Origin of the sequence: Enterococcus sp. DIV1639a (assembly GCF_050530445.1) — a bacterium.
In the GTDB taxonomy this organism is placed as follows: Bacteria; Bacillota; Bacilli; order Lactobacillales; family Enterococcaceae; genus Enterococcus_B; species Enterococcus_B hirae.
This window is the reverse complement of the sequence record NZ_CP172886.1, coordinates 370,355-396,166: the sequence shown is the minus strand read 5'-3', so window position 1 is coordinate 396,166 and position 25,812 is coordinate 370,355. Positions and strand designations below refer to the sequence as shown.

Annotated in this window: 21 protein-coding genes and 1 pseudogene; 6 read left to right on the top strand and 16 right to left on the bottom strand. The window is 39.1% G+C overall.

The genetic code is table 11. The features are described 5' to 3' along the window. Positions 1-4 precede the first annotated feature (4 nt). From IGJ32_RS01790 to IGJ32_RS01765, 6 genes are all read right to left on the bottom strand, one after another. A complete protein-coding gene (locus tag IGJ32_RS01790) occupies positions 5-1,084 on the bottom strand; it encodes a prephenate dehydrogenase (RefSeq protein ID WP_342081657.1) in 1,080 nt (359 codons plus the stop codon). Between the two features lie 12 nt (positions 1,085-1,096). Continuing rightward, positions 1,097-2,260: a chorismate synthase gene (gene aroC / locus IGJ32_RS01785; protein ID WP_342081658.1), complete on the bottom strand. Its 1,164-nt coding sequence runs from the start codon at positions 2,258-2,260 to the stop codon at positions 1,097-1,099. Beyond that, complete coding sequence (gene aroB / locus IGJ32_RS01780) at positions 2,261-3,325, bottom strand: 3-dehydroquinate synthase (RefSeq protein WP_342081659.1); 1,065 nt, start codon at positions 3,323-3,325, stop codon at positions 2,261-2,263. It abuts the gene before it with no gap. A gap of 15 nt (positions 3,326-3,340) precedes the next feature. Beyond that, positions 3,341-4,360: a 3-deoxy-7-phosphoheptulonate synthase gene (gene aroF, locus IGJ32_RS01775; protein ID WP_010738525.1), complete on the bottom strand. Its 1,020-nt coding sequence runs from the start codon at positions 4,358-4,360 to the stop codon at positions 3,341-3,343. Between the two features lie 638 nt (positions 4,361-4,998). Further along, on the bottom strand, positions 4,999-6,303 hold the full coding sequence (locus IGJ32_RS01770; RefSeq protein WP_342081660.1) for a DUF438 domain-containing protein: 1,305 nt from the start codon (positions 6,301-6,303) through the stop codon (positions 4,999-5,001). Further along, entirely contained in the window at positions 6,300-6,533 is a 234-nt protein-coding gene (locus tag IGJ32_RS01765; RefSeq protein ID WP_207427841.1) for a DUF1858 domain-containing protein, read from the bottom strand. The genes IGJ32_RS01770 and IGJ32_RS01765 overlap by 4 nt, the downstream gene beginning before the upstream one ends. Before the next feature lie 382 nt (positions 6,534-6,915). Here IGJ32_RS01765 and IGJ32_RS01760 point away from each other — a divergent pair, with 382 nt between their 5' ends. Genes IGJ32_RS01760 through IGJ32_RS01750 form a run of 3 tightly spaced genes read left to right on the top strand, consistent with a single transcriptional unit; the run spans position 6,916 to position 9,069 of the window. Next, positions 6,916-8,304 carry a Y-family DNA polymerase gene (locus IGJ32_RS01760; RefSeq protein WP_342081661.1) on the top strand — a complete coding sequence of 463 codons (1,389 nt, stop codon included), beginning with the start codon at positions 6,916-6,918 and terminating at the stop codon, positions 8,302-8,304. Beyond that, a complete protein-coding gene (locus IGJ32_RS01755) occupies positions 8,267-8,764 on the top strand; it encodes a hypothetical protein (RefSeq protein ID WP_053765838.1) in 498 nt (165 codons plus the stop codon). The genes IGJ32_RS01760 and IGJ32_RS01755 overlap by 38 nt, the downstream gene beginning before the upstream one ends. 59 nt (positions 8,765-8,823) lie before the next feature. Next, positions 8,824-9,069, top strand: a complete 246-nt coding sequence (locus IGJ32_RS01750; protein ID WP_034699443.1) for a hypothetical protein — start codon at positions 8,824-8,826, stop codon at positions 9,067-9,069. A 264-nt stretch (positions 9,070-9,333) separates the two neighbouring features. Here the strand turns inward: IGJ32_RS01750 and IGJ32_RS01745 are convergent, their stop codons facing one another. The 5 genes from IGJ32_RS01745 to IGJ32_RS01725 all read right to left on the bottom strand — a co-directional run bounded on the left by IGJ32_RS01745 (position 9,334) and on the right by IGJ32_RS01725 (position 16,998). Beyond that, complete coding sequence (locus tag IGJ32_RS01745) at positions 9,334-10,914, bottom strand: alpha-rhamnosidase (protein WP_342081662.1); 1,581 nt, start codon at positions 10,912-10,914, stop codon at positions 9,334-9,336. 18 nt (positions 10,915-10,932) lie between these two features. After that, on the bottom strand, positions 10,933-12,264 hold the full coding sequence (locus IGJ32_RS01740; protein ID WP_207427843.1) for an MFS transporter: 1,332 nt from the start codon (positions 12,262-12,264) through the stop codon (positions 10,933-10,935). Between the two features lie 301 nt (positions 12,265-12,565). Then, complete coding sequence (locus tag IGJ32_RS01735; protein WP_088775604.1) at positions 12,566-13,537, bottom strand: AraC family transcriptional regulator; 972 nt, start codon at positions 13,535-13,537, stop codon at positions 12,566-12,568. Between the two features lie 111 nt (positions 13,538-13,648). After that, positions 13,649-14,989: an MFS transporter gene (locus tag IGJ32_RS01730; protein ID WP_342081663.1), complete on the bottom strand. Its 1,341-nt coding sequence runs from the start codon at positions 14,987-14,989 to the stop codon at positions 13,649-13,651. A gap of 17 nt (positions 14,990-15,006) precedes the next feature. Next, on the bottom strand, positions 15,007-16,998 hold the full coding sequence (locus IGJ32_RS01725) for an amylo-alpha-1,6-glucosidase (RefSeq protein ID WP_342081664.1): 1,992 nt from the start codon (positions 16,996-16,998) through the stop codon (positions 15,007-15,009). A 462-nt stretch (positions 16,999-17,460) separates the two neighbouring features. Between IGJ32_RS01725 and IGJ32_RS01720 the strand changes: the two genes are divergently transcribed. Further along, entirely contained in the window at positions 17,461-18,426 is a 966-nt protein-coding gene (locus IGJ32_RS01720; protein ID WP_081127653.1) for an AraC family transcriptional regulator, read from the top strand. 180 nt (positions 18,427-18,606) lie between these two features. Here IGJ32_RS01720 and IGJ32_RS01715 read toward each other — a convergent pair whose 3' ends face one another. Next, entirely contained in the window at positions 18,607-19,986 is a 1,380-nt protein-coding gene (locus IGJ32_RS01715) for an FAD-dependent oxidoreductase (protein ID WP_010720192.1), read from the bottom strand. A gap of 465 nt (positions 19,987-20,451) precedes the next feature. Here IGJ32_RS01715 and mazE point away from each other — a divergent pair, with 465 nt between their 5' ends. Together mazE and IGJ32_RS01705 are read left to right on the top strand one after the other, a co-directional pair. Next, positions 20,452-20,682 carry a type II toxin-antitoxin system PemI/MazE family antitoxin gene (gene mazE / locus IGJ32_RS01710; RefSeq protein WP_088745657.1) on the top strand — a complete coding sequence of 77 codons (231 nt, stop codon included), beginning with the start codon at positions 20,452-20,454 and terminating at the stop codon, positions 20,680-20,682. After that, positions 20,682-21,024, top strand: a pseudogene (locus IGJ32_RS01705) (type II toxin-antitoxin system PemK/MazF family toxin). Before mazE ends, IGJ32_RS01705 begins: the two are co-directional and overlap by 1 nt. Positions 21,025-21,187: 163 nt before the next feature. Here IGJ32_RS01705 and IGJ32_RS01700 read toward each other — a convergent pair. Genes IGJ32_RS01700 through IGJ32_RS01685 form a run of 4 tightly spaced genes read right to left on the bottom strand, consistent with a single transcriptional unit; the run spans position 21,188 to position 25,800 of the window. After that, positions 21,188-22,354 (bottom strand): pyridoxal phosphate-dependent aminotransferase, encoded by a 1,167-nt coding sequence (locus IGJ32_RS01700; RefSeq protein WP_342081666.1) that lies wholly within the window; start codon positions 22,352-22,354, stop codon positions 21,188-21,190. 29 nt (positions 22,355-22,383) lie between these two features. Further along, positions 22,384-23,493: a M20 family metallopeptidase gene (locus IGJ32_RS01695; RefSeq protein WP_053765861.1), complete on the bottom strand. Its 1,110-nt coding sequence runs from the start codon at positions 23,491-23,493 to the stop codon at positions 22,384-22,386. Then, positions 23,453-24,802, bottom strand: a complete 1,350-nt coding sequence (locus IGJ32_RS01690; protein ID WP_430610663.1) for an aspartate kinase — start codon at positions 24,800-24,802, stop codon at positions 23,453-23,455. The genes IGJ32_RS01695 and IGJ32_RS01690 overlap by 41 nt, the downstream gene beginning before the upstream one ends. Next, positions 24,799-25,800 (bottom strand): aspartate-semialdehyde dehydrogenase, encoded by a 1,002-nt coding sequence (locus IGJ32_RS01685; protein WP_342081668.1) that lies wholly within the window; start codon positions 25,798-25,800, stop codon positions 24,799-24,801. The genes IGJ32_RS01690 and IGJ32_RS01685 overlap by 4 nt, the downstream gene beginning before the upstream one ends. Positions 25,801-25,812: the final 12 nt, after the last annotated feature.

The window sequence follows — 25,812 nt, the reverse complement described above, 5'->3', positions numbered from 1 at the left end:
GACTTCAACTCCTTATCCAACAATGAAATTTTTCGGCTTCGATCAGCTTCTGTCCTTTAAGTAAATCCGCTTGATTTTTAAAAGACAACTCTAATACACCAAAAATATCTTCTCTTGTTTCTTGGATGCTTAAATTAATAATGGAAAGATTTGCCTGACTTAGTACGTTAGTAACTTTTGCGACAGCACCAGCGATATCGGGAATATCGACATATAAATCATAAAAAGCTGGAATCGCTCCTTGTTTTTTCTGGGGCAACTGATCCCGTGTTTGTTTTGCCTGCACAAAGAACTCTTGAATTGCCGATTGATTTTGATCAATCAGTTCCTGTTTTAACGATTCCATTGCGACTTGCCAGTCTTCCATCAACTGAATCATCATTTCTTGGTTCGTCATTAAAATATCCGTCCACATTTGGGGATCTGATGAAGCAATCCGTGTGATATCCCGAAATCCGCCAGCGGCTAATTGTGAGGCACGTGGATATTTTTGATTCAGCTGCTCACTGATTTGTACTAATCCTGAAGCGACAATATGTGGCAAATGACTTAGCACCCCAACGATCTCATCGTGATCTTTGGCAGTTAAGCGAACAAACTTTGCTCGAGTAGGACCTAGTAAAGCGATCAGTTCTTCTGTACGTTCACTTTGACAGTCATCCGTTACGATATAATACGCTTCTTCAAATAAATACGGATTGCCTGCTTTTACTCCTGATTTATGTGAACCAGCCATCGGATGCCCACCAATAAAATCAAATGGGAGTTGCTTCGCTAGCGCCATTATCGTCGCTTTCGTACTTCCGGTATCACTTACTAATACTGTTTCTTTCAAGGGAAGTGTCGCCAAACAGTTGAGATACTCCAGGCTGACTTGAACTGGAACGGCAAGGATAATCACATCCATTTGACTAGCTGCCTCGATCCCTGTGACAACCTGATCGACTAACTGTGTTTTTTCCGCTATTTCTCTTGTTTCTTCTGAATGATCCCAGCCATAAAGGGTAATTGCTGACCCTTTGATCGCTCGGCATAAGGAAGCGCCAATCAGACCCAATCCTATGACAAACACCTTTTTTTTCATCGCTACCTCCGATTAGAATTCTTTGGTCATTTGGCGGTGATTTGCAACGGCTTTTTTTAATTCTTGCATATTATCTGCTGGAAAATGCTCAAGTATCTCGCGAACAAGAGTGGTCGCAATCACATGCTCTGCGACGACTGAAGCTGCTGGAACTGCCGTACTATCGGAACGTTCCACACTAGCTTTATAAGGTTCTTTAGTATCGATGTTCACGCTCATGAGAGGTTTATATAAAGTAGGAATTGGTTTCATCACGCCCCGAACAATAATCTGTTCTCCGTTGGTCATTCCACCTTCAAAGCCACCTAAATGATTACTTGCTCGGTGATAGCCGCTTTCGTCCCAAGTGATTTCATCCATCACCTGTGATCCTGGTAACGAAGCAGCTTCAAACCCAATTCCAAATTCGACTCCCTTAAAAGCATTGATGCTTAACATCGCTTGAGCTAACTTACCGTCTAATTTTTTATCCCACTGTACATAGCTCCCTAACCCTGCTGGCACATTTTCGACCCGAACTTCCACTACACCTCCCAAAGTATCTCCGGCTTTTTTAGTAGCATCGATCAAGGCTTTTACTTCCTCTTCAATCATTAGATCTACCATGTTTACTTCGGAGATAGTCGTCTTTTCTTTGATTTCTGTCACGGTCAAATTCTCTGGCACATTCGCTTTGATTCCTCCAAGGATCGCTACATGACTAGCAATCTCTATATCTAAAGCAGCTAAAATCTGTTTTGCTAGTGCCCCGATTGCTACTCGCATCGTCGTTTCTCTTGCGGAAGAACGCTCTAATACATTTCTAAGATCATGGTGTTGATACTTCATACCACCAACTAAATCGGCATGACCTGGTCTTGGTTTAGCCACTCGTCGTAGATTTTCTTCTTTTTCAGAAACTGGAGTAACTGACATCACCGTTTGCCAGTTCTTCCAATCTTTGTTCGTGACAGTCATTGTGATCGGTGAGCCTAATGTTTTGCCGTGACGAATACCCGACGTGATTGTCACTTGATCTTTTTCAATCTTCATGCGCCCACCTCGACCATAACCACCTTGTCGTCTAGCTAATTCTTGATTGATTCCCTCAATCGATAAGGTTAAGCCTGCTGGAACTCCTTCAATAATCGCTGTCAAATTAGGCCCATGTGATTCTCCTGCTGTTAAGTAACGCATTTACTCACCTTCTTCTAAATAATTTTTGATTGCTTCGATTGGGATCGATTGGATTTTTGCCTGACCAATTTTTTCTAATAAAATAATTTTCAACTGTTTTCCCCGGGCTTTTTTATCATGAGTGATCGCCTGGAACAACGCCTGTTCATCCCATGGTTCGTAAAAAATGGGCAACTGATACTTTTGGATCATCTTGATAAGTTGTTGCGTCGTTCCTTCAGGTGTTTCTTTCCTTTTTTCAGCATTCCGACTGATTTGTACCATGCCGATCGCCACTGCTTCTCCATGACTAATCTGTCCATATCCTGCTGTTTGCTCGATAGCGTGTCCGATCGTGTGACCAAAGTTGAGGAACAAACGACTGCCTTGATCAAATTGATCTTCTTCTACCACTTCTTTTTTTACACGTAAAGCTTTTTCGATCACTAGCTCGCTATGTGCTACTAAATCAGCTACATCAATAAAACGAGCTAACTCTCTCCAAAGACTTTCATCCTTGATCGCACCACACTTGATGATTTCTGCAATTCCTTCTTGGATCCTTTTTACTGGTAATGTCGTCAGCGTTTTTGGATCAATCAACACACCATCTGGCTGTGCAAATGTGCCAATCATATTTTTGGCGTTTGGTGCATTGACTGCTGTTTTCCCACCTATGCTTGAGTCTACTTGTGCCAATAAGGAGGTAGGAATCTGTACAAAAGAAATTCCTCTCATGTAAGTTGATGCCACAAAACCAGCTAAATCGCCTACAACACCGCCACCTAGAGCAATAATGCCATCACTTCTCGTCAATTGTTCAGTGGCTAGAAAATCATATAATTTAGCAGCCATCGACAGTGATTTACTTTCTTCACCAGCCGGAATAACATAATTCACAACCTCATACCGATCGGCTAATTGTTGTTGTATCTTTTGACCATAAAGCGGAAAGACATTTTCATCACTAATGATCGCAATTTTCTTTTCTTGCCATAAACCGGAAAGCCAATCTGCGACTTGATCTAGTGCGTTTCGCTGGATGATGATCTCATAGCTTTTTTCGGGTAAGACAACTTCTAACATCCGTGTTTCTCCTCTCTATAAAGCGTTGATTTTCTTCATCGCTTCTACTAAGATGTCCACTTCATTCATCATTTTCAGGTAGTTTTTCTCATTCAATGACTGCTGTCCATCAGACCAAGCATGAATCGGATCAGGATGGATCTCTACAATCATTCCATCTGCCCCACTAGCAACACCTGCTCGTGCCATTGGTGTCACTAAGTCCCAGACACCCGTTCCATGACTTGGGTCAACGATGATCGGGAAATGACTTAATTTTTTGATCAGTGGTACGGCACTTAGATCGAATGTATTTCTAGTAGCTGTTTCGTAAGTGCGGATTCCGCGTTCAATGAAGATGATGTTTGAATTGTTTTGAACTGCAATGTATTCAGCGGCATTTAACCACTCTTCGATCGTACCTGAGATGCCACGTTTTAAGCCAATTGGTTTTCCTGTTCGTCCTACAGCTTCTAATAAACGGAAATTTTGCATATTTCGTGCGCCGATTTGAATGATATCTGCGTATTCACTGACCACATCGATATGCGCTTCATCCATCACTTCGGTAATCACTTTCAAGTCATAATGATCCGCAGCTTTACGCATCATTTTCAACCCTTCTTCACCTAATCCTTGGAAAGCGTATGGTGACGTTCTTGGTTTGTAGGCACCACCACGTAAGATTTTAGCACCACCAGCCTTAGCCATTCGTGCTGTCTCCATGATTTGTTCTTCCCCTTCGACAGAACAAGGACCAGCCATTGTCACAAAACTTCCATCACCGATTTTCACTCCAGCTACATCAACGATCGTATCTTGAGGATGAAATTCTCGTGACGTCAATTTGTACGTATTGGTAATCGGTACGGCACGTTCTACGATATCGTAGCGTTCAAACGGAACATCCCGAATTACCTTTGGATCTCCTAAAAGCCCTAAGACAAAACGATCTTTACCATGGTTGATCTGTACATCTAGCCCTTCTTCTTTAATACGTTCAATCACTTGTGTTAACTCACTTTCTTGGATACCTGGTTTAATGATTAGAATCATACAATAACTCCCTTTGTTTTTTATTTTGTGTTTCGCTTCATCGATTTCCTCGCTGTTTGATTGGATTACATAAATTCTTGCAAATCAATCGTTACTTTGCTTATACCTTGTTTGAATGCGTTTAGTTCCCCCTTTATGTAACAAAAAAAGCCCACCGTAGAAAATCCATCTACAGTGAGCCCCTGAATCAATCAAATAAAAAAGCCACTATAGATTTTTCATCTATGCGGCGAGCAAGTCATCTCAAACATCCTTAGCCATCATAGATACAAACAAACGCTGATGTTTGCACCCATAATCGTATGAATACAAACTTATCTAAAATAGCTAAAGTAATAATTATTCAGTTGTGAACTATGTGTGATTTTCATAATAATCGCTCCAAACTGATATAAGATTGAGTTTAAGTATAGAGATGTTTTTGAAAGAAGTCAAACAATTTCTTGAATAAAATGATCAAAGGGTATGAAAAAAGGGCTTTTACCTGATAAAAACTCCAATTTACCCACTAAATAGTCGCAGGAGAATGCTGAAAATACCACAGAAAAGTATCAACAGCATGTCCGGCTTCTACTTCTATAATCAAACGAGCCCAAAAGTGAGCTGAAATTGTTCTTTATTTTGAAATTTGCCCGCTCTTACAATCGTTTTTGTCCGTCTAACTTTTGGATCTCAGTAATATCTTGCGTGACTTCTAAGCACCCAAGATAATCACCTGTCTCATTTTTTAAAGCAAAGTAGCGAATATAAATTTTCCGTCCTCTCATATCAATCCAAAATTCTGCTGAATCCCTTGTTCCTGTACGGAAATCGTCAAGTATTTGTTGGACAAGATGCATGCTTTTTGGTGGATGACAGTTGACGACTTCACGACCAATGACAGAAGTAGTTCTTGGAAAGACCCGTTTCTTTCCTTCTGAGAAGAAACGAACCCGATCCTCATGATCAACAAATGTCAAATCCACAGGCAACACTTGAAACAAGGCAACTAATTGCTCCAACTGTAACGCTCCTGTCGGAAATTGCACAACTAAATCAGTCATAGGTGCTGTTTCGTCTTGAATTGCCTCTGACGTAAACTCTTCGATCCCAAGACCAGCAGCAATACCATCGGTCGTTTCTTTAGCTTTTTTAATGGCTAATTGACGAGCTGGTTCCCGTTCGCTTTCTTTTTCGAGTGATTCTTGGCTTGGCTTCCATGGAAGTGGTTCAGGGATAAACGCAAAACCGATATCAAAGCTGTCATGAGCGATTTGTTCCCAATCTTTAAGGCTAAACACATCTAAGGTCATGGGTACCATGATCTCCTCTTCCTTAAAAATCATCTCTTCAACTTCTGTTTTTACTGCTTCCCATTTTTCGGATAGCGGATTATAAGCCGCTTTGTCTGTAGCTAAATAAGCATTCAGCGCTTTGATCATTTCACGGATATCATCATCTACACCCCACATCACTTTAGGTGGGGCTGAGATTCCGTATTTTTCCATATAAGAAAAGATCAACGTTTCTTTTCGTGCATAGTGCTTGTCGATTTGCAATAAATCAGTCAAAGCGTGTTGCAATCGTTCCTTTTGTGACCAATCTCCTTTAGCCATTTTTGCCAATAACCCGTCAATTTCATCCGTCAGTAACGACTGCAACACTTGGTTTTCTAACTTTAAGGTATGGATCGGGTGTCCTGGTTGTGCGTGTTCATAATTGGAATGATGGATCTCATTGATCGCTCCTTTAAAAACAGCTGCATGGATATTACATAACTTTTGGATTTCTGATGGATCAAGACCGCTTTGGATCAATGCTTTTTCTGCAGCAGTGATTTCCGTAACATCGACTCCCTCAAATTCTTCATTGAACAATCGTTTTGCTTCTTCAAAAGAACCACCTTTATGTAAAAGTGACAGGATTTCAACAATCCGTTCTTGTCGTTGATTCGTGGGTTTCATTTTACCAATCCTTTCACAATAAATCCTGATGTTTCAAAGGCCGTAACAATTTGTTCTAAAGGGATTTTTTTCATTTGAGCCCCTTTAGGAATCGTCATATAGCGACCAGCAGTTTGCAACATCCCAGGTTGGTTGATGGCATTAAATCCTAGCTCTGCCATGATTTGTTTGATTTCTGGATATTCAGTAACTAATTCAAATAATGTTTTGGAAAAATCGATCTCTCTCATTTTACTTCCTCCTTCATTGAGAATCGTTCTCATTCGATCGGATTCATTATAAACGATTTTGTGCACTTTTACACGATAATTTCAAAGCAAATCTTTTTTTACCATTCTAATGATGAGTATATCTAGGCTCATTCTTTTTTCAGTGTAAAACTTCCTAATGACTTTCTGATCAGCAAAAAATAAAATAACTTTTTTTATTAACTAATGAGGTCATCCAGCTGTTTTTTCTTTCAATTAATTTTGCTTCAGATACTACCCATTTCTCTAAACGATAAAAAGACAACAATCTTCTTTCCCACTTTTTTTTACCCATTCCATCACGTTTTTTTCATTGACACAAAACACGAACATGTGTTCTAATCAATAAGAAGAGGTGACGAATATGATTCGAAATCAAAATCCAGTCTTTGATTACACAAAAGAACCTTCGAGAGATATTCTTTGCATCGATTGTAAGTCGTTTTATGCTTCTGTTGAGTGTGCCGAACGTCATTTAGATCCTCTAACAACCAAACTCGTCGTCATGTCCTATCCGTCAGGGAAAACCGATGAACGTGGGAGTGGCTTGATCTTAGCTGCCAGTCCAGCCGCAAAAAAAGCCTATCATATTACAAATATCAGTCGAGCAAGAGATTTACCCTTTCCCTATCCCGACGATCTTTATATGGTCCCTCCACGAATGGCTTACTACATGAAAAAAAATACCGAGATCAATGCTATTTATAAAAAGTACGTGGATGAAGAGAATCACCATGTCTATTCTGTCGATGAAAGCTTTCTTGATGTCACCAACAGCTTGAAACTTTTTAAAGTCAAAAGTGCTTGGGATCTAGCTGAAATCATCTATCAGGATGTCTACCAACAAACAGGAATCCATACAACTATTGGGATTGGTGATAATCCACTACTAGCTAAGTTAGCGTTGGATAACGGTTCTAAAGGAAAAGAGCGAAAGGCCGAATGGCGCTATGCAGATGTGGCAGACAACGTTTGGCGTATTCCTTCTCTCACCGATTTTTGGGGAATTGGTCATCGGACAGCCAAACGGCTCAAACGACTGGGGATTCATTCTGTTCATGATTTAGCTCATGCGGATTATTACCAACTAAAAGAAAAATTTGGAGTGATTGGCACCCAGCTTTTTGCCCATGCTTGGGGAATTGATCGAAGCTTTTTGGGAGAAGACTATACCCCCAAATCAAAAAGTATTGGGAATAGTCAAATTTTGAATCGTGATTATACAAGGCGTGAAGAACTTGAAATCGTTCTTAAAGAAATGGCTGATCAAGTCGGAACTCGTCTGCGGCGTGAACATGCGAAAGCGCAAGTTGTTAGCTTGTGGATGGGCTACTCTTTAGGTTATCGAGATCGTCTAGGGAAAACTGGATTTCATCAACAACTAAAAGTTGAGCCGACAAATTCTAGTCATGAACTCAGTCTCATTTTATTGAATCTTTTTCGTAAACATTACCAGCATCAAGACATTCGCAGTATCGGTGTCAACTGCTCCAAACTAATTTACACAGACAGTCTGCAATTGAATCTATTTGCAGATCCCGATGAACAAGTCAACGATGCCAAAATCGATTTTGTCGTTGATCGTATTCGCCAAAAATATGGGTTCAGTGCAATTGTCCATGCCCATAGCTTATTAGAAGGTGGCCGTGCGATCGCAAGGAGTTCACTCGTTGGCGGACACGCTGGTGGTCATGCCGGTATTGAAGGTGAGGGCTATGCGTCGAACAAAAAAAGAATTTCTCGACTACAATGAATACCGAGATCGCCCATTCGGATTAAAATGGGGCACCGCATTCGCTATGGAAGAGCTAGTCACTGGGATCAAAAAAAATGAAGCGTGGGCAGTGAAAGAGATTCGTCCGTTGGAACAAATGTCTCGAGAAGAAATGGATAGTGTTTTATTAGAGGCTTTTCTTTACCATAAAAAAGTAAGTCTGCAATTAAATACCAAGGATGAATTTGGCCGCTACTTAGAAAGCATCGAGGGTTTCTTTACTGGTGAAGCTTATCACGACTATTTTATCCTTGAAGAACAGACCGTTCACTGGTGTGACGTCCGACATGTTCAAATAAAACAGGAAGATAAGTGGTTTGATGTTTCCTATTTTCCCCAGTCAGTCACACAACATGAAACGTTAAGTAACCGAAGTCTTAACGAAGAGATCGTTCCGATCAAAGATGAATTTTACCAAAGTTTTCCTGAAGAAGAGTAGCGTTTTGCCATTGATCAGCATAAAATGCCTATTTCATTAAACTAGAAAGAAGTGATTTTTTGAAAACAGTCCATCAACATTTTGAAACGATCGCTATCACTGCGTTTATTGCCAAACAAGAAATCATTGTCCGCTGTAAGGATAACAACTCTTATCGAGGATTTGTCCAACGAGACATGACAGAAAAAGGATTTTCCTTAGATGAGCAATTGATTCATTGGGTGGACATCGTGGAAATCCAATTGACCGATCAATACTTTCACTTTTGGGAAGATATTTTACATCTAAAGGAACCGACATCCTAACAAAGCCATATAATTGGAACACCTAATCCTATTATATGGAACGCATGGACTCCCCCCAAAAAACGTACAAGTCTTCTCGTAAGCGATAAACCTTTGATTATACGGATAAACTGCTCGTCCGTTTCATACTACAGCAAAAAATCTCAAAACCGCAAAAATGGTTTTGAGATTTTTTGCTTATGTCTAGGATGAATCAGTGAATCATTACTTAACGATCCAACTGTCTTTTTTTCAGTTGACAATGTAAAGTAACTGACTGCTTTTTCAATTTAGATATTTTTCGATCAAGTACGCTGGCGTACAGCTCCACGCATGGCAATAACTACTGATGATCGGGCTGCCATAAGGAGAAAAATCTGGTTCTTCTGGTTTAAAAGCTTCCCAAAAAGTGTCTGCTCCCAGCTGAATCATTTTTCCCCAATAGTTTTTCATTAACTGGATAGCTTCTTCTTGAAGTCCAGCTACAAATAGCGCTTCGACTACATGATGATACATATAAGGTGTAGCAATCCCTGTGATTGGAAAATGATGCGCAATCATCGTCTCCAAAATTTCTCGATTCATTGGTTGATCAAAGACCTCTGCTAAAACCATCCAAACTTGACTCGCCACATTGATTTCTCCGGTTGTTTCAATAATAAACTGCTTTTGTTCTTCATCAAATAATTGTTGCTTCGCAAACGCAATCAGTTTCTCTGTTGTTTCTTGGTAATGACTCAGTTGTGGATCTTTCACTTGTTCTGCCAACTGGTTGAATCGTTTCATCGCATAGATCAACACTGCTTGCCCTGCTGTACTCTTTTCAAACTCATTCGACCAGTCGATAAATACTGGCCACTCTTCTAACAAATTCAGGCGTCCCTCTTCATCGACACATGTCAGTGCTAGTTCCATCTGCTTTTTCGCTACTGGATATAAATCCTGCAAGACAACTGAATCTTTCGTCTGATGGTAAAAATCAGCTAAGATCACTGCAAAAAACAAACTATAGTCGAATAAAAACGTATCATCTGGTGTCAATTGCGGGGCTGTGAAAACATTGGCTGGAATCTTCCCTTCACTGGTCGTCATCCCACCAAATAAATAAAGACAACGTTTCGTTAAAGCTAAATCACCGAAAGTCGCATAATTCGCTAACGCTTGTAAACGTAAATCACCAATCCATAATCGGCGATCTCGTTTGGGCCCATCTTCAAAGACTTCTTGCATGCAATCAAATAATGTTTTAACAGAAACTTGGTAGATGGAAGCAAGTTCTTCATCAGCAATCACAGGCTTTGGTAATTGGTCGAGTGACACACAACTTTCTGCGATAAAAAGCGGATCAGAAAAACTAGCTTGCCACTTGGGTGAAGTATCTAACACCTTTAGCTCAATATAACGACAGCTATATCTTCTTGGTAATTCTAAACGTGCCGGTAAAACATCTAGATGGATAAATTCTTCTTGAATCCAAGACTTTGACAACCAACCATCATATACACTAGAATCTGCCGCAAGTTCAGCGGGTACTTCCGCAAATTTCAGTTGTAAATATAAGGGCGCATCCATTGGCGAACCAACCGAGTCAATGGACAGACTAAAATGCCCAACATAATGATCCCCTAAATCTAAGATAATCGCTTCATCCCTTTTTAAAGTATAATCAGCTAGTTGTTTGATTTCTTTGTCACTGTTAATTGCTGAATACCCATTCAAACCATGTGGGTCTTCAACGATTTCAGTTATTGCTACTGGTTCGATCTTCGTTTTCAGAAGATTTGGTACATGTTGTTGTGCTTTGGTTAGCAGTGCCTCGTCTTTCTTCCAACGCACATCTTGATTGATTTGAAAAGTAAATGCCATCTTGCTTTCTCCTCTTCTTTACTTGGTGAACGATGCAGTCATTTCTCCTTCAGCCAGCTCTTTATCCACGGGATCAATCACTGGGTATTTTTTCTGTAGACGCATCATGATCACTCCAGCAATTGTTGCTACTAAAACGATTCCCGCAAAGCCAAACATAGACGTCTGGATACGATCAGGAGCAACTAAGTAAGGGGTAACAAAAGCAAATAATCCACAACACATTCTTGAAAAACCATTGATGAACCCTTGAAGTGAAGCTCGTGTTTCTGCTGGGAAAGATTCTTGTGTCCACACTTTGTAGATTGCTTCTCCGGCTAGTGGATTCCCAAAATTATAAAAAGCAATTGTGATCGCTAATGCAATAAATCCTGCACCACCACCGATCAATGCCATACCTAACATTGCGCCAAATTGAACGACTGCCCCAATAAAGAAAGCTTTGTTTCTAAATTTACCACCTGCAACAGAGGCAAATGCAATCGTTGTTGCTAAAGAAATCACATTCAACCCGATCCCTAATCCTGTAGCTTGTGCTTGACTAGCTCCGGCATTTGTCAAAGCATAGGTTTGAAATTGTCCCCAAGTATTCGCTAAAAGGTTCCAACACACATAAAAAATCAAGATAGCGGCGAAAAAGCCAAGGTATTTTTGTTTGTTTTCCCCAAATAGTACTGTCTTGAAAGAAACTTCTTTCGAGTCGCTTGTCACTTTGGTCATTGCTTGTCGAGCAGCTCCGGCTTCATGAAATTGTCTAAACTTAGGTGAAAGTGTCCGCCATAACCAAGTGATCACTGCAAACGTAAATAAGATGGCAAAAACAATTCTTGCTCCTAACACACCTTCGATTCCCGATAAAAGAAATGAACAGATGTAAGAAATGAATATCCCCACTTGCCAAAAAATCTGTGTGGAAGAAATCAAACGAGCAGAAGTATGCTCATCAGGTGCATCATGAGAAACAACGGTCAAACTTAATGGTAAGTCTGCTCCAGATGCTACGCCCATGATAATCACGCCTAATAAGAGCATTGGGAAACTTGTGGCTAGAATACAGACCGCAGCTCCGATCGCATAGAACAAATTGATCCAATTAAATGAACGGATCAAGCCAAATGCTTTTGATATCTGTCCAGTAAACAGCGATCCGAAAGCGATTGCAAAAGTTAGCCCGCCAGAAACGATCCCGACTTGTCCAATTGTCAGCTCTAGTCCCTTTTGCCAAACGGGAATCGTCGCTGAGAGTCCAACAATACAGCCAGATCCAAGCATGGAGCCAATTCCAGCAGCGACAGCTAGAGGCGAATACTCTTTGACCGTGGTAGTAGTTGATGCCTGTTGTTTCTTCATAAAAAACACTCCTTAAAATAAGTTTTATAAGTTCGAACAGTTAGAATTGTAAACGTATGAATTACTCAGGACTATAGCAAAAAAAGTGTTCTTTTTATCCAAATCACATTCGTATGCTTCAGCGAATCAAACAAGCGATTCTTTTTCGAACATTCAGGAAATGAAAAGAAGGTTCACACTTGTCCAATACATTTGGAATACGCTTTCGTTAATCTTCGCTTTTCATTGCCAGTTCATGATTGGTCAAATCTTTTTACAGATCACCTGAGAAAAAGGACTCGTTGCATCACAACTGCCTATTCTATTTTTTTAACAGACTATCTTTGAGTTCTTTAGGTGTCAGTTCTGTGTATTTTCCGACTAATTTATACAAAGAAGCAAGAGTTTCAAAACCAAGTTCATACGAGATTTCTTCAAAAGTTTTATTTGTTTCTCTCATCAACTCGATCATCGTTTTATACCGCAAAGAATTGACCAATTCTTGGAAAGAACTCCCTGTTTCTTTTTTCAATTTATTACTTAAATAATTTGCATTATAACCAAAATGTTTCGCTAGATTTTTCAGTGTCAGTTTTCGAAAATGAAGATCGATATATCGTAAAATCTCTAATAATTCCTGATTCTCACGTTGCGTAACATATTCTTCTAAATCACGGGTAAGTTCGATCAATAGTAAAGACAATCTCAGATTCAGTGCCCGCATATAATAGTCTTGTTTGTTGTAATATTCCAAAATCATTTTGTGCAATAACCCTTGCACTTCTAAGTTATCACCACAATGAAAATGGATAAATTCATCATGTTTTCCTTTTTCCTGCGAAGCATTTAATAGAAATTCATTGACCAATCCACGTGACTTCACCATATTGATCACGATGTCAGTCGTAATCGATTCCCCTTTCAATAAAATATTGATCAAAAGGTCTTCCTCTCCTAAAGGATCGATACGCTGAACGATTTCTTTGTCTAATAACAGCAATTCACCTTCTTTCAAGTGAATTTTCTTATCGTTGACATATTGGACACATGAACCAGACAACATATAGTTAAATTCAACAAATTCATGCGTATGTGCAGGCATTTCAGCGTAACGATGATGTTTATTGATAAAGATATTACCCTCTTTGAAAAATTGGTTTTTGGGCATTTTAGGTACTGCGACTGTCTCATAGGGCAACTGTTGGTCATTGATATTTTGACCATCAATTTGTTGTCGACATTCAATTTCGTTATTTTCCATCAAAAATGTTTTTAGTTGCTCAAAGGTAAACACTGGCATCCTCCCCTTTTTCTTCATTTTCAGTTAGCTTTTCGTCAATAGCAACCGGATCTTTTAGGTAATTAGGTAACTATCTTTCAGTCTAACGAACGAAAAAGCAGCAAATCAACCAATGGAAGGTTTTTCCTTAGTCGTAACAAATAAATAATTCGCTGGATAACCGATTTGGAAAACACCGAGCGTGATTAGGTAAAAAACAAGTGGTACTACAAAAGTAGAGAAAATAATGCCAAATGATGCGCTAGATAATTGCGCCTGATTCGCTACATAGCCTGTATAGCTCAAAACAAATCCTGGGATAGCTCCACCAATCGCCATCGCAAATTTCATGATAAAAGAATTCAATGAAGCGATCAGCGCTGCTGTTTCAATTCCCAACTCGTGTTTTATTTGATCCACGTTATCAGCGGATAAACTATACTGCAAAGTATTGGTCAGCCCTAAGCCAACTTGGACAGCAAGATAAGCCCCTAAGAAAATCATTTTTGATTGATGCACACCGATCATCACGATCATCGCTAAACAGAGTAAAGATAATGCGCCAACATATACTTTTTTCTTCCCCCATCGCTTAGATAAACTAGGGACCAACACACCTGCTCCTAAAGCACCAAACAGTCCTAAAAAACTAGCGAAACTTAGCAATTTTGTGTCATTCAAAATATAGTTCAAATAATACAAAAGCGATCCACTAAAGATATTGCTTGCGGCGGTAATAAAAAGCATGCTGATAAATAGTGTCATTACTGGTCGAATTTTTAAGATAGCAAGCGCTTCTTTATAAGAATAGCCGCGTTCTTGCAATAATTCAGCGGGCTCTTCATTCCCTCTTTCTTTCAGTGCTAATGTACCAAAAATCGTGAAGAACAAGACGACTAGTACCGTTCCGATAATCAACAAGGTATACCCAGAAAGTCCATTATTGTAAGCGGAAAGGATCAACGGTGCCAAAATATTCAAACAAGTAGGTCCTACTGTATACGCCACGCCTTTTATGGACGACAAGATGTTTCGATCGGCTTCTTGATTGGTTAATACTGGGATCAAACTATTTAATGGGATATCCATTAAATCAAAAGTGATACCTAACAAAATATAAGAAATATAGATAACGACGATTTTTTGACTAGTAAAAAGTAACGGCGCAAACCAAACAAGTAAATAGTTGATACAACAAATCACTGTTCCCAGCACCAAAATCGGGCGATATTTCCCAAAGCGCGTCACTGGGAAACGATCGATCAAAAAACCTAATAAAGGATCACTGAAACCATCAAGTAGTCTGGAGACTAGAAAAAGCGTACTAACTACAGCAGGATTAATGCCAATTACGTCGGTATAAAAAATCAAAAGGTACGTATTCAACAACGTCATCACTGGAATATTTCCGAGATTTGTTAAAGCAAAACCAATTTTTTCCTTTACACTGATTCGTGTTTGTTGCATTCCAATCCTCTCCTTTTTCAAATCAGTTGTTTGCTCTTAGTTGTTTCAAGGGAGATATCATAATTTTTTCCTGGCTCTAAATGAACCTCTTGCTGGTTGATACGGAGAATCCCTCCTTCTCGTGTCGTTGAAATGCGTAACTGTTCTTGTTCTTTATTGATTGTGACAAGTCCATTTTTGATTGGTATTTGCATGTTTAGACTTTCAAAGGCAGCTAGATTAGGTTCAACGACGAAAGTTTGATATCCTGGTGAAAGTGGTCGGACACCTGCGAAATATCTGCCTAATAGATAGATTGGGCTTGCTCCCCAAGCATGGCATAAGCTTTTGCCAAAAGGATCCCCATACATTTCATACACTTGTTCGCCCGTTTCCTCAGGGATATATTCTTCCCAGAATGTCACTGCCCCTCTTTCAACCATTCCGCCCCAGTAATCACAGATGATTTGATACACTTGGTCTGTTTGACCCATTTTACATAGAGCATCTTGCTCGAAAAATTTGAAATAAGGTGTCGTGATCTGGGTAATTTCAGGGTTTAACAATACATGGGTTAAAATCTGTTCTTTCTTTTCTTGTTCCACTAAATCGAATAAAATGGCAAAGATATTGGCATGACGAGTTACGTGGCGCTTTTTCGATTCATAGGAATCAATAAATGCCTGCTTTTCTTCGTCCCAGAAATAGCTCATGACATTTTCTTTTAGTTGTTGATACTTCTGTTCGTAGTCATCTACCTCACCCAAAACAGCTCCACAAGTCATCATCGTTTGGTAAGATTTAAGCAATAGAATTTGTTCTGCTGCCAAGGTTCCTTCTCGATCCATCTCCGTCCAGTCAATAAACAACCAATCTTTTTCTCGCCCATAAATAAAGCCAAGTTCATTCGTTTGTGCTTGGAGATAGTCCATCATCGTCTTCATCTTAGGATAGATTTGTTTCAAGAAAACCGTGTCGCCCGTCATTAAATAGTGATTCTCAACAGCGATGATCCATAAAATCGAGTAGTCAACGATCGTATTCATATGTTGCTTGATTTCATTTTGCCCACGAAGCGCTAACATCGTTCGGGTATTGATTTCTTCATCGAAAAAGAGATATTGGTTGATAAAATAGCTTTGGTAAGCATCGCCTGACCAGATCCACCGATCTCGCTTGATCCCATCGATAAAGAACAATCCGCTACATAGGGTAAAAGTTTCCACAGAAACTTCCCAAATCTTGTTTAAAAGGACATTGTCTGAAGAAAAAGCAGCATGATTGGTTAAAGGAAGGGATTCATGGATCGCCTCGATCTCAATTTCTTCCTTCGCAACATTTGGAACAAACAAATACCGAAAAGCACGCTTTCTTGGGATTGTTTCAACAGTAGCTGCTTTTTCCTTGTAATAGCACATCTCCACATCCAATGCTTCTGATGCAGATTCACCATAGCAAATCATGATCGGTTGCCCATGTGTCATTTTTTTGATCGCCAGTGTTCCGTAAACCGCACGACCATAATCAATCAATACCCCATCATTCTGTTCGTTGATTGAAACAGGTGTAACCACTTTTTTTTCAAAATAGACATGATTTGGATCGTTTGCTTTATCCAAATAAAGTGAGCTCCAACCAGCTGGTAGTTCTTCAATAAAGTTACTTGCTCGCCAACCTACATCACTCTTGATAACCTCTCCTTCGACAAAGACAGCGGGTAATCCAGTTGCGTTGCCTACAAAAATCCTGATTTTATTCTTTCCAGGCTGACAATTGATTGTTTCTTTAAGTGGATACTTTTTCCCATTCACTTCCACATAGCCAATCCCTGTTGCATAAACAATAAAAGAAGTTGGTTCTGTCAGTTCGTAGTAACGTTTGAATTTCACATTTTTATGACAATCATCAACGTTCCAATAAGCAGGCCAGTCATAGCCTCTTTCTTCTCTTGAAAAATTTTGTAATAATCCTTGTCTGATTTCAAAATCTCCTGGGTACCATAACCATCTTGTTTGTTTTTCACTATTCATCTTCCACACTCCTTGGTTTTGGATCGTAGCAATGGTAATCATGCACGATTCTTTTTTCTCATTATCAATAACTGATAGTCTAAGCCTTTTGAACACATTGATTAATAACAAATGAAACAGCCCCGTACGTCTCACCCAAACTAGCGAAAGTTAAGCCAAATGAACACATTTGTTTAGTCATTTTGATAGCTCACTCTTCCTCAAAAATAAGTTAAAATTTTCCGTTTTGCGCTTTCCATCACTTGAAAAAAACAGGAACAGTCGTTATCAATCAACAGCTAAAAGATTTAAGTTTTACTTCCTAAACACTTATGCTTTTTCTCCCTCTACATATTAACCGCTTTCATATTCGGGGAACAATTTCCAAAATCCAGAATGTTTATATCAAATCTACAGGTTTTTTGGTTAAAAAGTTGTGTTACATTAATAGCAAGGTAAGATAATCATCAAGAGGTGAAGTTCATGGAGAAATGGATCGCAGAGTTATTCAAAGAAACGGAAATCGAAAAATTGCAAAAAAAATCAGGTAAAAATATTAATACAATGAACCTCAACTATCATCGTTCGATCGTTCCAGAAATTCCTAAAAGTAAGTTCTTTGAGTTTGGATCAATCGCAATTAACAAACATCCAAGATTTTCTTACACACCCGCGCATACCCATCATTTTATTGAGTTGAATTTTTTATTCAATGGGCAGTGCACCCAGCGTTTGAACGGTGACGTTTTTCATTTAGAAAAAGGACAGTTACTTCTGTTAGATAGTAAGGTTATCCAACAAATCGATTATGTAGGAGCAGAGGATATCTTGATCAATTTCCTCCTTGATATTCCAGCTATTCAAAATATTCTATTGCCTAATCTACCAAAATCCAATAATCTAATCACAGATTTTTTCTTTCAAGCAACTCGTTCGCCTACTGAACATACTAGTTATATCCTCCTAGACTTATCAATGAGTCCCTTAGCGTATCAGCTAATTAAAAGTCTGATGATGACCACTTATCAAAAAGAGTCTGTGCATAAGCAACTTTTGCTGAATTTATTATTTTCTTCACTGATGGTAGAAAGCGCCCAAGCACCAGTGATTATCACGAATAAAAAAACGATTCGTAATGAGCCGCTGATTCAAATCTTAGATTATATCAATGATCACTATGCAGAAATCACCTTACAGCAATTAGGAGAAACTTTTGGCTATAACAAAAACTATTTAAGCAACTTGTTAAAAAATAAAACCGGTAGTAGTTTCCAAGAGTTGATCGATCAAAAACGCTTATCTGAAGCAAAGCGACTCATGCTAGAAACAAACGATAGTTTAAGTACGATTGCCTTAAAAATCGGCTATAAAAGTGTCCCTTCGATTTTCAAACTTTTCCAAAAAGAAACCGGAAAAACACCTGATTATTTCCGAAAAAAACGGATGTAAAAAGAGTAGTTTAAACATGAATGGTGCATCTTACTAATTCCAACTGTAAAACAGTGGCGAAAAGTTATTAACACAAAAAAATAACAAAAACCGCCTGAAACAATTGAAGTGTTTCAGGCGGTTCATTTATATTTTACGTAAAATACAACATGTCTAATGAATGTCTCTAATTGTTTGATTTTATTCTACAAATGGTTCTTCTCCCAATGCTTGTTGCGCGGCTAGATTGATCATATTCCATTGGCGATCAAAACCTGGTTGGAAGAAAAAGTCAGCTTCTGCTAAATCTTCGATCGTCAGTTTTTGTTGGATCGCTAGCGCTAGTACATTGCCTTGAGCAGTCACATCATAAGTAGATAAAACAGCTCCGCCAAGGACTTGATGTGTCATTGGGTCAAAGAATAATTGGATTGAAACTTTCGTGTTCCCATATTCTTCAGGTACATATTTAGGACGAATAGTATCTTCATAATAAGCTGTGCGAATGGCTACGCCTGCTTTTCCTGCTGTAAAACTATTCAAACCACTAGCTGCAAAGTGATAATCAAAAACACTTAATGCCGAAGAACCTACAACGCCTCCAAATGGTTGGCTTGGTGTATCCTCAAATAGATGTTTGACTACATATCGTGCTTCTCTTCTTGCCACTGTTGCTAGTGCAATCGGCATTTTTGAGCGGGCAGGTATCGAATAAGCAAGGGTTGCATCCCCTACTGCATACACATCAGGTAAATTGGTTTGCAAATATTCATCGGTAACGATCCAACCACGATCATCTAAATCTACGACTCCTTTTAGCCATTCCGTATTCGCTTTGACTCCAGCTGCTTGAATCACAAGATCTGTCGCGATTTCTTCATCTGCTGTTTGAATCGCAGCGACTTGTTGTTCACCAGTGAAAGCAGTGATTTTCGCACCCGTCACGACTTTGATACCCTTTTCTTTTAAATGTTCGGTTAAAATATCCGTCATTTCCGGATCTAAATAAGTGCCTAATGGTCGATCAATCACGTCTAATAACGTCACTTCTTTCCCTGCTTTTTGAAAAGCTTCAGCGGCTTCGATCCCGATATAGCCTGCACCGATAACAGCTACATTTTTGATCGCTGGATCAGTTAATTTATCTTTGATTCTAGTAGCCCAATCGTACCCACGCATCAAATAAACGTTCTCTAAATCTGTTCCTGGTACTGGCAATGAATTTGGTTTTACTCCTGAGCTTAAGATCAATTTATCATATTCATACTCTTTGGTACTCTTATCTAAGATACTAGTCACCGTTACTGTCTTTTGGTCTGCATGAATCGCTTTTACTTCATGATTGTTTAAAATGTGAACATTGGGTTGTGGAAAGTTTTCTGGTCTGAAATTTCGTACATCATTAACATCTGTCACTTGGTCCTCTAAATATAATTCCATGCCACATGACATGAACGAAACATAATCCCCTGCTTCAAATAAGGTGATATCGACATTTTCACCATATCTAGATAGCAATTCTAAAATCGATTGATGTCCGCCATGAGATGCGCCGACAATAATAACCTTTGTTTTCTCCATTGATGAAACCTCCTTGTTCAATTATTTAGAATAACTCTAAACAATTCAAACATAACACTCGATTTTTTATAAATCAAAAGAAATGCCCAAATATTGGACAGAAAAAATAAGACTTTCTCTATTAAGTTTTTGACTTAAATGTTTATCAACTTTTTTTAGATGGCAATATTTTTTATAAGAAATAACCGTACAGAAAAATAAAACGGTTATGCTATTATTTGTCAATTATATCACTTGACTTAACTTGTAAAATTTATGTAAAAGACATTTTTCATACTAATAAAGTTAGTTGGTACTATAGACCTCCTCAACCATGAAATTAGAAAAAAAACAAAAAAACATACCAAAAATAATAATTGTACAAAAAAGATCGTTTCAGGACACTTAACATTTACAAATAAATATAGGAAAAAATTTTCGTTACTTAATGTTGTATAGTACTATAAGAGTAAAGAGGTGGTATATGTGCTCATTACAAAATCTAGATTACAAGGTGGTTCTGTAGTAATTACTCTACCGTCTGACAATGGTAAAAAACCTTCAGAAAATCAAGAATATATTGTTGTCTACTCTGAAGATGGGACAATCACATTAGTTCCTAAAATCGAAGATCCATTTAGTGCTGGACAAGAAGCTGAGTATTACGAAAAAGATGAATGGAAAGACTTAACTCCTAAAGGGAGAGAAATTTTATAGTGCCTAAAGCTAGAAATTATATTCCTAAAAAAGGGGATATTGTTTGGATCGATTTTGATCCATCCACAGGCAAAGAAATTCAAAAAGAAAAGACCAGGATTGGTTGTATCTCTTTATGAATTTAATTGCACAACAATGTTTGCAATAATCTGTCCAATTACTTCTACTATAAAAAATCTACCGACACGCTATTCGCTTCCCAAAGATTTAGATACAAAGGGACAAGTACTTATTTCTCAATTAAAATCACTTGATTTCAAGGAAAGAAAACTCAAAAAGGTCGAAAATTTACCTTTACAAGATATGGCTAAAATTGATCAGATTATCCAGTATATATTTTAAGCACCTTAAATTGGATCATAATCTTTCGTTATGCCAAATAAAACTAAAAAATGTACACCATTAAAAAAGAAAAATGACAAATGTTCCTCTTTCAATCAACAAAGTAAACAAAAAATGAAAAACTTCGTTCCATAAAATGAACGTAGCTTTTCATTTTTTTTGATTACATATCAGCTAAAAAAAGGCGAATCCGTTGGCAAGCTTCCGTAAGTTCTGCCAAACTACTTGCATAAGAAATCCGAATATAGCCTTCACCCTCTGGACCAAAAGCTGAGCCAGGGATACAGGCGACTCTGCCTTGTTCTGCTAACTGTAAGCAATACTCCCAAGAATTTAGGGTAACTTCTTTTGGCAGTTTACAAAACAGGTAAAAGGCGCCATCAGGTGGTATGACTTCAAACCCTAACTCACTTAATTGACCTAAAAGATAATCTCTTCTCTTCGCATACTGTTCTTTCATTTTTTCCCCATCATACATTCCGGTAGTAAGTGCCTCAACCGCAGCTTTTTGAGCCATCGTAGTGGCTGAAGTGACTAAATATTGATGGACTTTGATGATTTCATCAATCACATATTTTTGAGCAAAAATAAAGCCGATCCGCCAGCCGGTCATCGCATGAGATTTGGATAAACCGCTAATCACAATTGTTTGCTCCGGAAGATAAGACGCTGGCGAAACATGGTCTCCGACATAATTCAACTCTGCATAGACTTCATCGCTGATCACGAAGACCGATCGTTGTTTGATGACTTCAGCTAATTTTGCCATTTGTTCTGAAGTTAACAGTGTTCCTGTTGGATTGCTTGGATAGTTCAAGATAATTGCTTTGATCGAGTCGCCATAAGTAGCAAAGGCTGCTTCTAACTGTTCTGGTTGGCAAATAAAGCCTGTTTCTGACGTATCGATCGTGATCAATTCCGCTCCAGCAAGATCCACTATCGGCTGATAGCCAGGATAAGCAGGCGCAGGAATCAATACTTTGTCGCCTTCTTCTAAAATCGCTAGTAAAGAAGCAGCGATTGCTTCTGTGGCACCAACTGTCGTTAGTACTTCAGTTTGAGGATCGTATACCAACCCATAACGTTCTTTTTGAAATAAACAAGCAGCTTCACAAAGTTCGGGTAGTCCCCTCATCCCCGTATAATGGGAATAATTTTCTTCAATAGCAGTGATCCCCGCCTGTTTAACATGTTCGGGTGTTGGAAAATCAGGCTCTCCTAAGGTTAACTTGATGACATCGGGGATAGCAGAAATTTGTTGGTCAAGACTTCTGATTTGTGACACTGCTATTTTTGCAAGCCTGTGATTAAAACGATTGGTTAAATTCATGTGGTTTTCTCCTTTTTATCACTTCTTTGTCACTGATCCTTTTTTAGCAAAAGTCCTTTTGTATGAAGGATCGTTTGATACCAAGCGACACCCTTTTCTAACACAGCCATATCAAAATCAAATCGTGCATCATGAAGTGCTGGTGTATCACCGACACCGAGAAAGAAAAAAACACATGGATACTTCTGGGTATAAACACCGAAATCCTCTGCTTGCAAGACCGGTTGTTCAAGCTCATGTAATTTTTCTGATTGCTTCAAGGCTGTATATAAGTGAGGATCATTGATGACCGCTGGATATCCATCATTATAACGGAATTGGATCGATACCTGCGAATTTTTTTGAAATTTCTCTGCTAAATCAGCCAGTTGTGCTTTGATCGAATCTTGGATTTGCTGATCATAAGAACGGATGCTGCCTGAGATAGTCACTTCATTTGCTAAAACATTTCGAATCGTACCACCAGTGATCTGTCCAAACTTTATTAAACGTCGCCATTCTTTAGGTAAAGATTGTTCCAACTCGTATACTTCATCCATAAAACCAATGGCTCCTCGGATACTGTCGATCCCTTGTTCACTAGAGGCAATATGGGCAGATCTCCCTTTGACAATGATATCTGTCTCACTACTTTGTGCCATAAAGGCGCCCGATCGTGAATAGATCTCGCCTTTGGGAAGACCTGGCCATAAATGAAACCCGAAAATGGCTTGGACTTGATAGTCCTCTAACAAACCTGTTTGAATAACACTTTCCGCTCCGCCAGATATTTCTTCCGAAGGTTGAAAAATCAGAACAACGTTGTACATTAACTGTTCTTTATGATCTGCGATATATTCCGTTAACCCTAATAACATTGCCATATGTCCATCGTGACCACACGCATGCATCATCCCTTCATGAGTAGAAGCAAAGGGAAGATTTGTTTCTTCTTGGATCGGTAAGGCGTCAATATCTGTCCGAAAAGCAATCGTTTCGTTTTGTTGATGATCAAAATAAAGCAATAAACCAGTCTCGCCGATTTCATGCAGGACTCCCCCAAGATCCTTGATTTGTTCATGCAAATACGCTTTGGTTTTAAATTCATGAAAGCCGATTTCAGGAATTTGATGTAACGCCATGCGATGTTTTGCTAACATCGACATTCACCATCCCTTCATAGAGCCCTTTAACGACTGTTTCATATTCTTCATTTTTTACCACAATGATCAAGTTTAATTCTTGTGCCCCTTGGGATAAGATCGATGTCCGAATCTCTAGTTGATTTAAGATGGATAAGACTTTGCCAGAAAGTCCAATCAGTTCTTTATGTGGTCCGCCAACAACTGAGATCAATGCCAGATTCTCGATAATTTCGACTTCCTCGACACCCAAATTTTCTTTTAACTCTTTGGTAATCAAAAATAATTGATCTGCAATGGCTTCTGCTGAAACGACTACTCCAATATTGTCGATCCCCGAAGGAATGTGTTCGATCGAGATACCATGATTCGCAAAGACACTCATTGCTTTCCAAATAAACCCGATTTCATCAGACATATGTCGTTTAAATAGTGTTAGCGAAAGAAAATCTTTTTTTCCAGCAATCCCTGTTAAGCCATTTTCTTTTTCGACTTCTTTGCTGGAAATTCTAGTGCCTTGCGCCTCTGGATCGTTCGTATTTTTTATTTGAATCGGGATACCTGCTTCTTGTACTGGGAAAATAGCTGATTCATGGAGAACATTTGCCCCCATATACGCCATCTCTCGTAATTCTCTAAATGAAATTTCTTTGATGATTTTTGGCGTGTCAATGATTCGTGGATCAGCCATCATAATCCCAGAAACATCCGTCCAATTCTCATAACAGTCGGCATTCAATAGTTTGGCTAAGATTGCGCCAGTGATGTCGCTCCCACCTCGCCCCATCAATTTTTCTTTTCCAACTGGATTAGCACCATAGAATCCTGGGACTACTAGTGGGCCTGTTTCTTGATAAATAGTTATTATTGCTTGTTTCGTCCGTTCTTCATCGATCTCACCCGTATAATCAAAGAAAATCAGTTCTTTCGCATCTATAAACGTATAACCAACATATTCAGCTAATAACTTCGCAGTGAGATATTCTCCCCGACTGACCAAAAAATCCTGTGAGACTTTTTCTCGCTGTAATTTTTTTTGGATCTCTAACAATTCATCTTCAATCGGAAAAGTCAACGACAAGACATCTCTCACTTGAATGAATCGTTCACAGATCCTTTCCCACAAAGGTGTCCAGTCGACTCCATGATGAAGATAGGCATGGATCAAATACAAGAGATCCGTGACTTTGTCATCTTCTTTTGTTCGTTTTCCTAAAGCGGAAACAACGATCACACTTCGTTCAGAGGCAGCTAAAATAATAGATTTTACCTTTTTGAATTGTTCTTCATGAGCCATCGATGAGCCACCAAATTTTGCGACTTTCATTGGATCACCTCCCTGATTGGTGATAACAATGCAGAGGCGATTTGTACAGCATTCGCAGCTGCGCCTTTACGGATATTATCCGCTACGGTATACAGCAACAGCCCATTTTCCAATGTAGGATCATGCCGGAGTCTGCCGACGTATACCTCATCTGTTCCTTTAGCAAGGATACTGGTCGGATAACTATGGTTGGGCAAATCATCCACGACTGTTATTCCCGGAAAATGTTGTAGACATTGACGGACTGCTGCAAGTGAAAATGGCTGCGCCAACTGGACTGCGATTAAAACACCATGACCAACTTCGATGGGGACACGTACACAAGTAGCCGAGACAGGTAAGTTAGGCAAATGCAGGATTTTCCTTGTCTCAGCCATCATTTTGTGTTCTTCTTTCGTATACCCATCAACCAACGGTGCATCAATTTCGGGGATGACTGTTTGACTGATATCATACGGATAAAGCGAAGGTTCCTGCCCTTTTTGAGTGGCGTGAAGATCAGTTAGCCCTTGTTGCCCCGAACCAGAGACCGCTTGATAGGTGGAGTAGTTCACGCGGTTGACACCAAATGTCTGTTGCAATGCCTTTAATGGTAAAACGGCTTGGATCGTGGAACAGTTTGGATTGGCAATCAATCGGTTCATTTCATGATCTGCTAGATTGACTTCTGGAACGATCAACGGAATCGACGCATCTTCTCGCCAAGCAGAAGAATTATCAATGACGACCAACCCATGTTCTCTAGCAAGTGGCGCAAATTCAAGTGAAATTTCTGCTCCGGCTGAAAAAAGCGCTAAATCATACCCGTCAAATGATGTCTTTGTTAATTCTTCTACTGTGTATTCTTTTCCCTTAAACACACAGATTTTTCCAGCTGAACGCTTGGATGCTAATAATTTCAAACGACCTACTGGAAAATCATATTCTGCTAACACGTTCAACATCGTTTGACCAACTAAACCAGTTGCTCCAACGATACAGGTATCTATTTTGCGCATCTTTTTCATCCT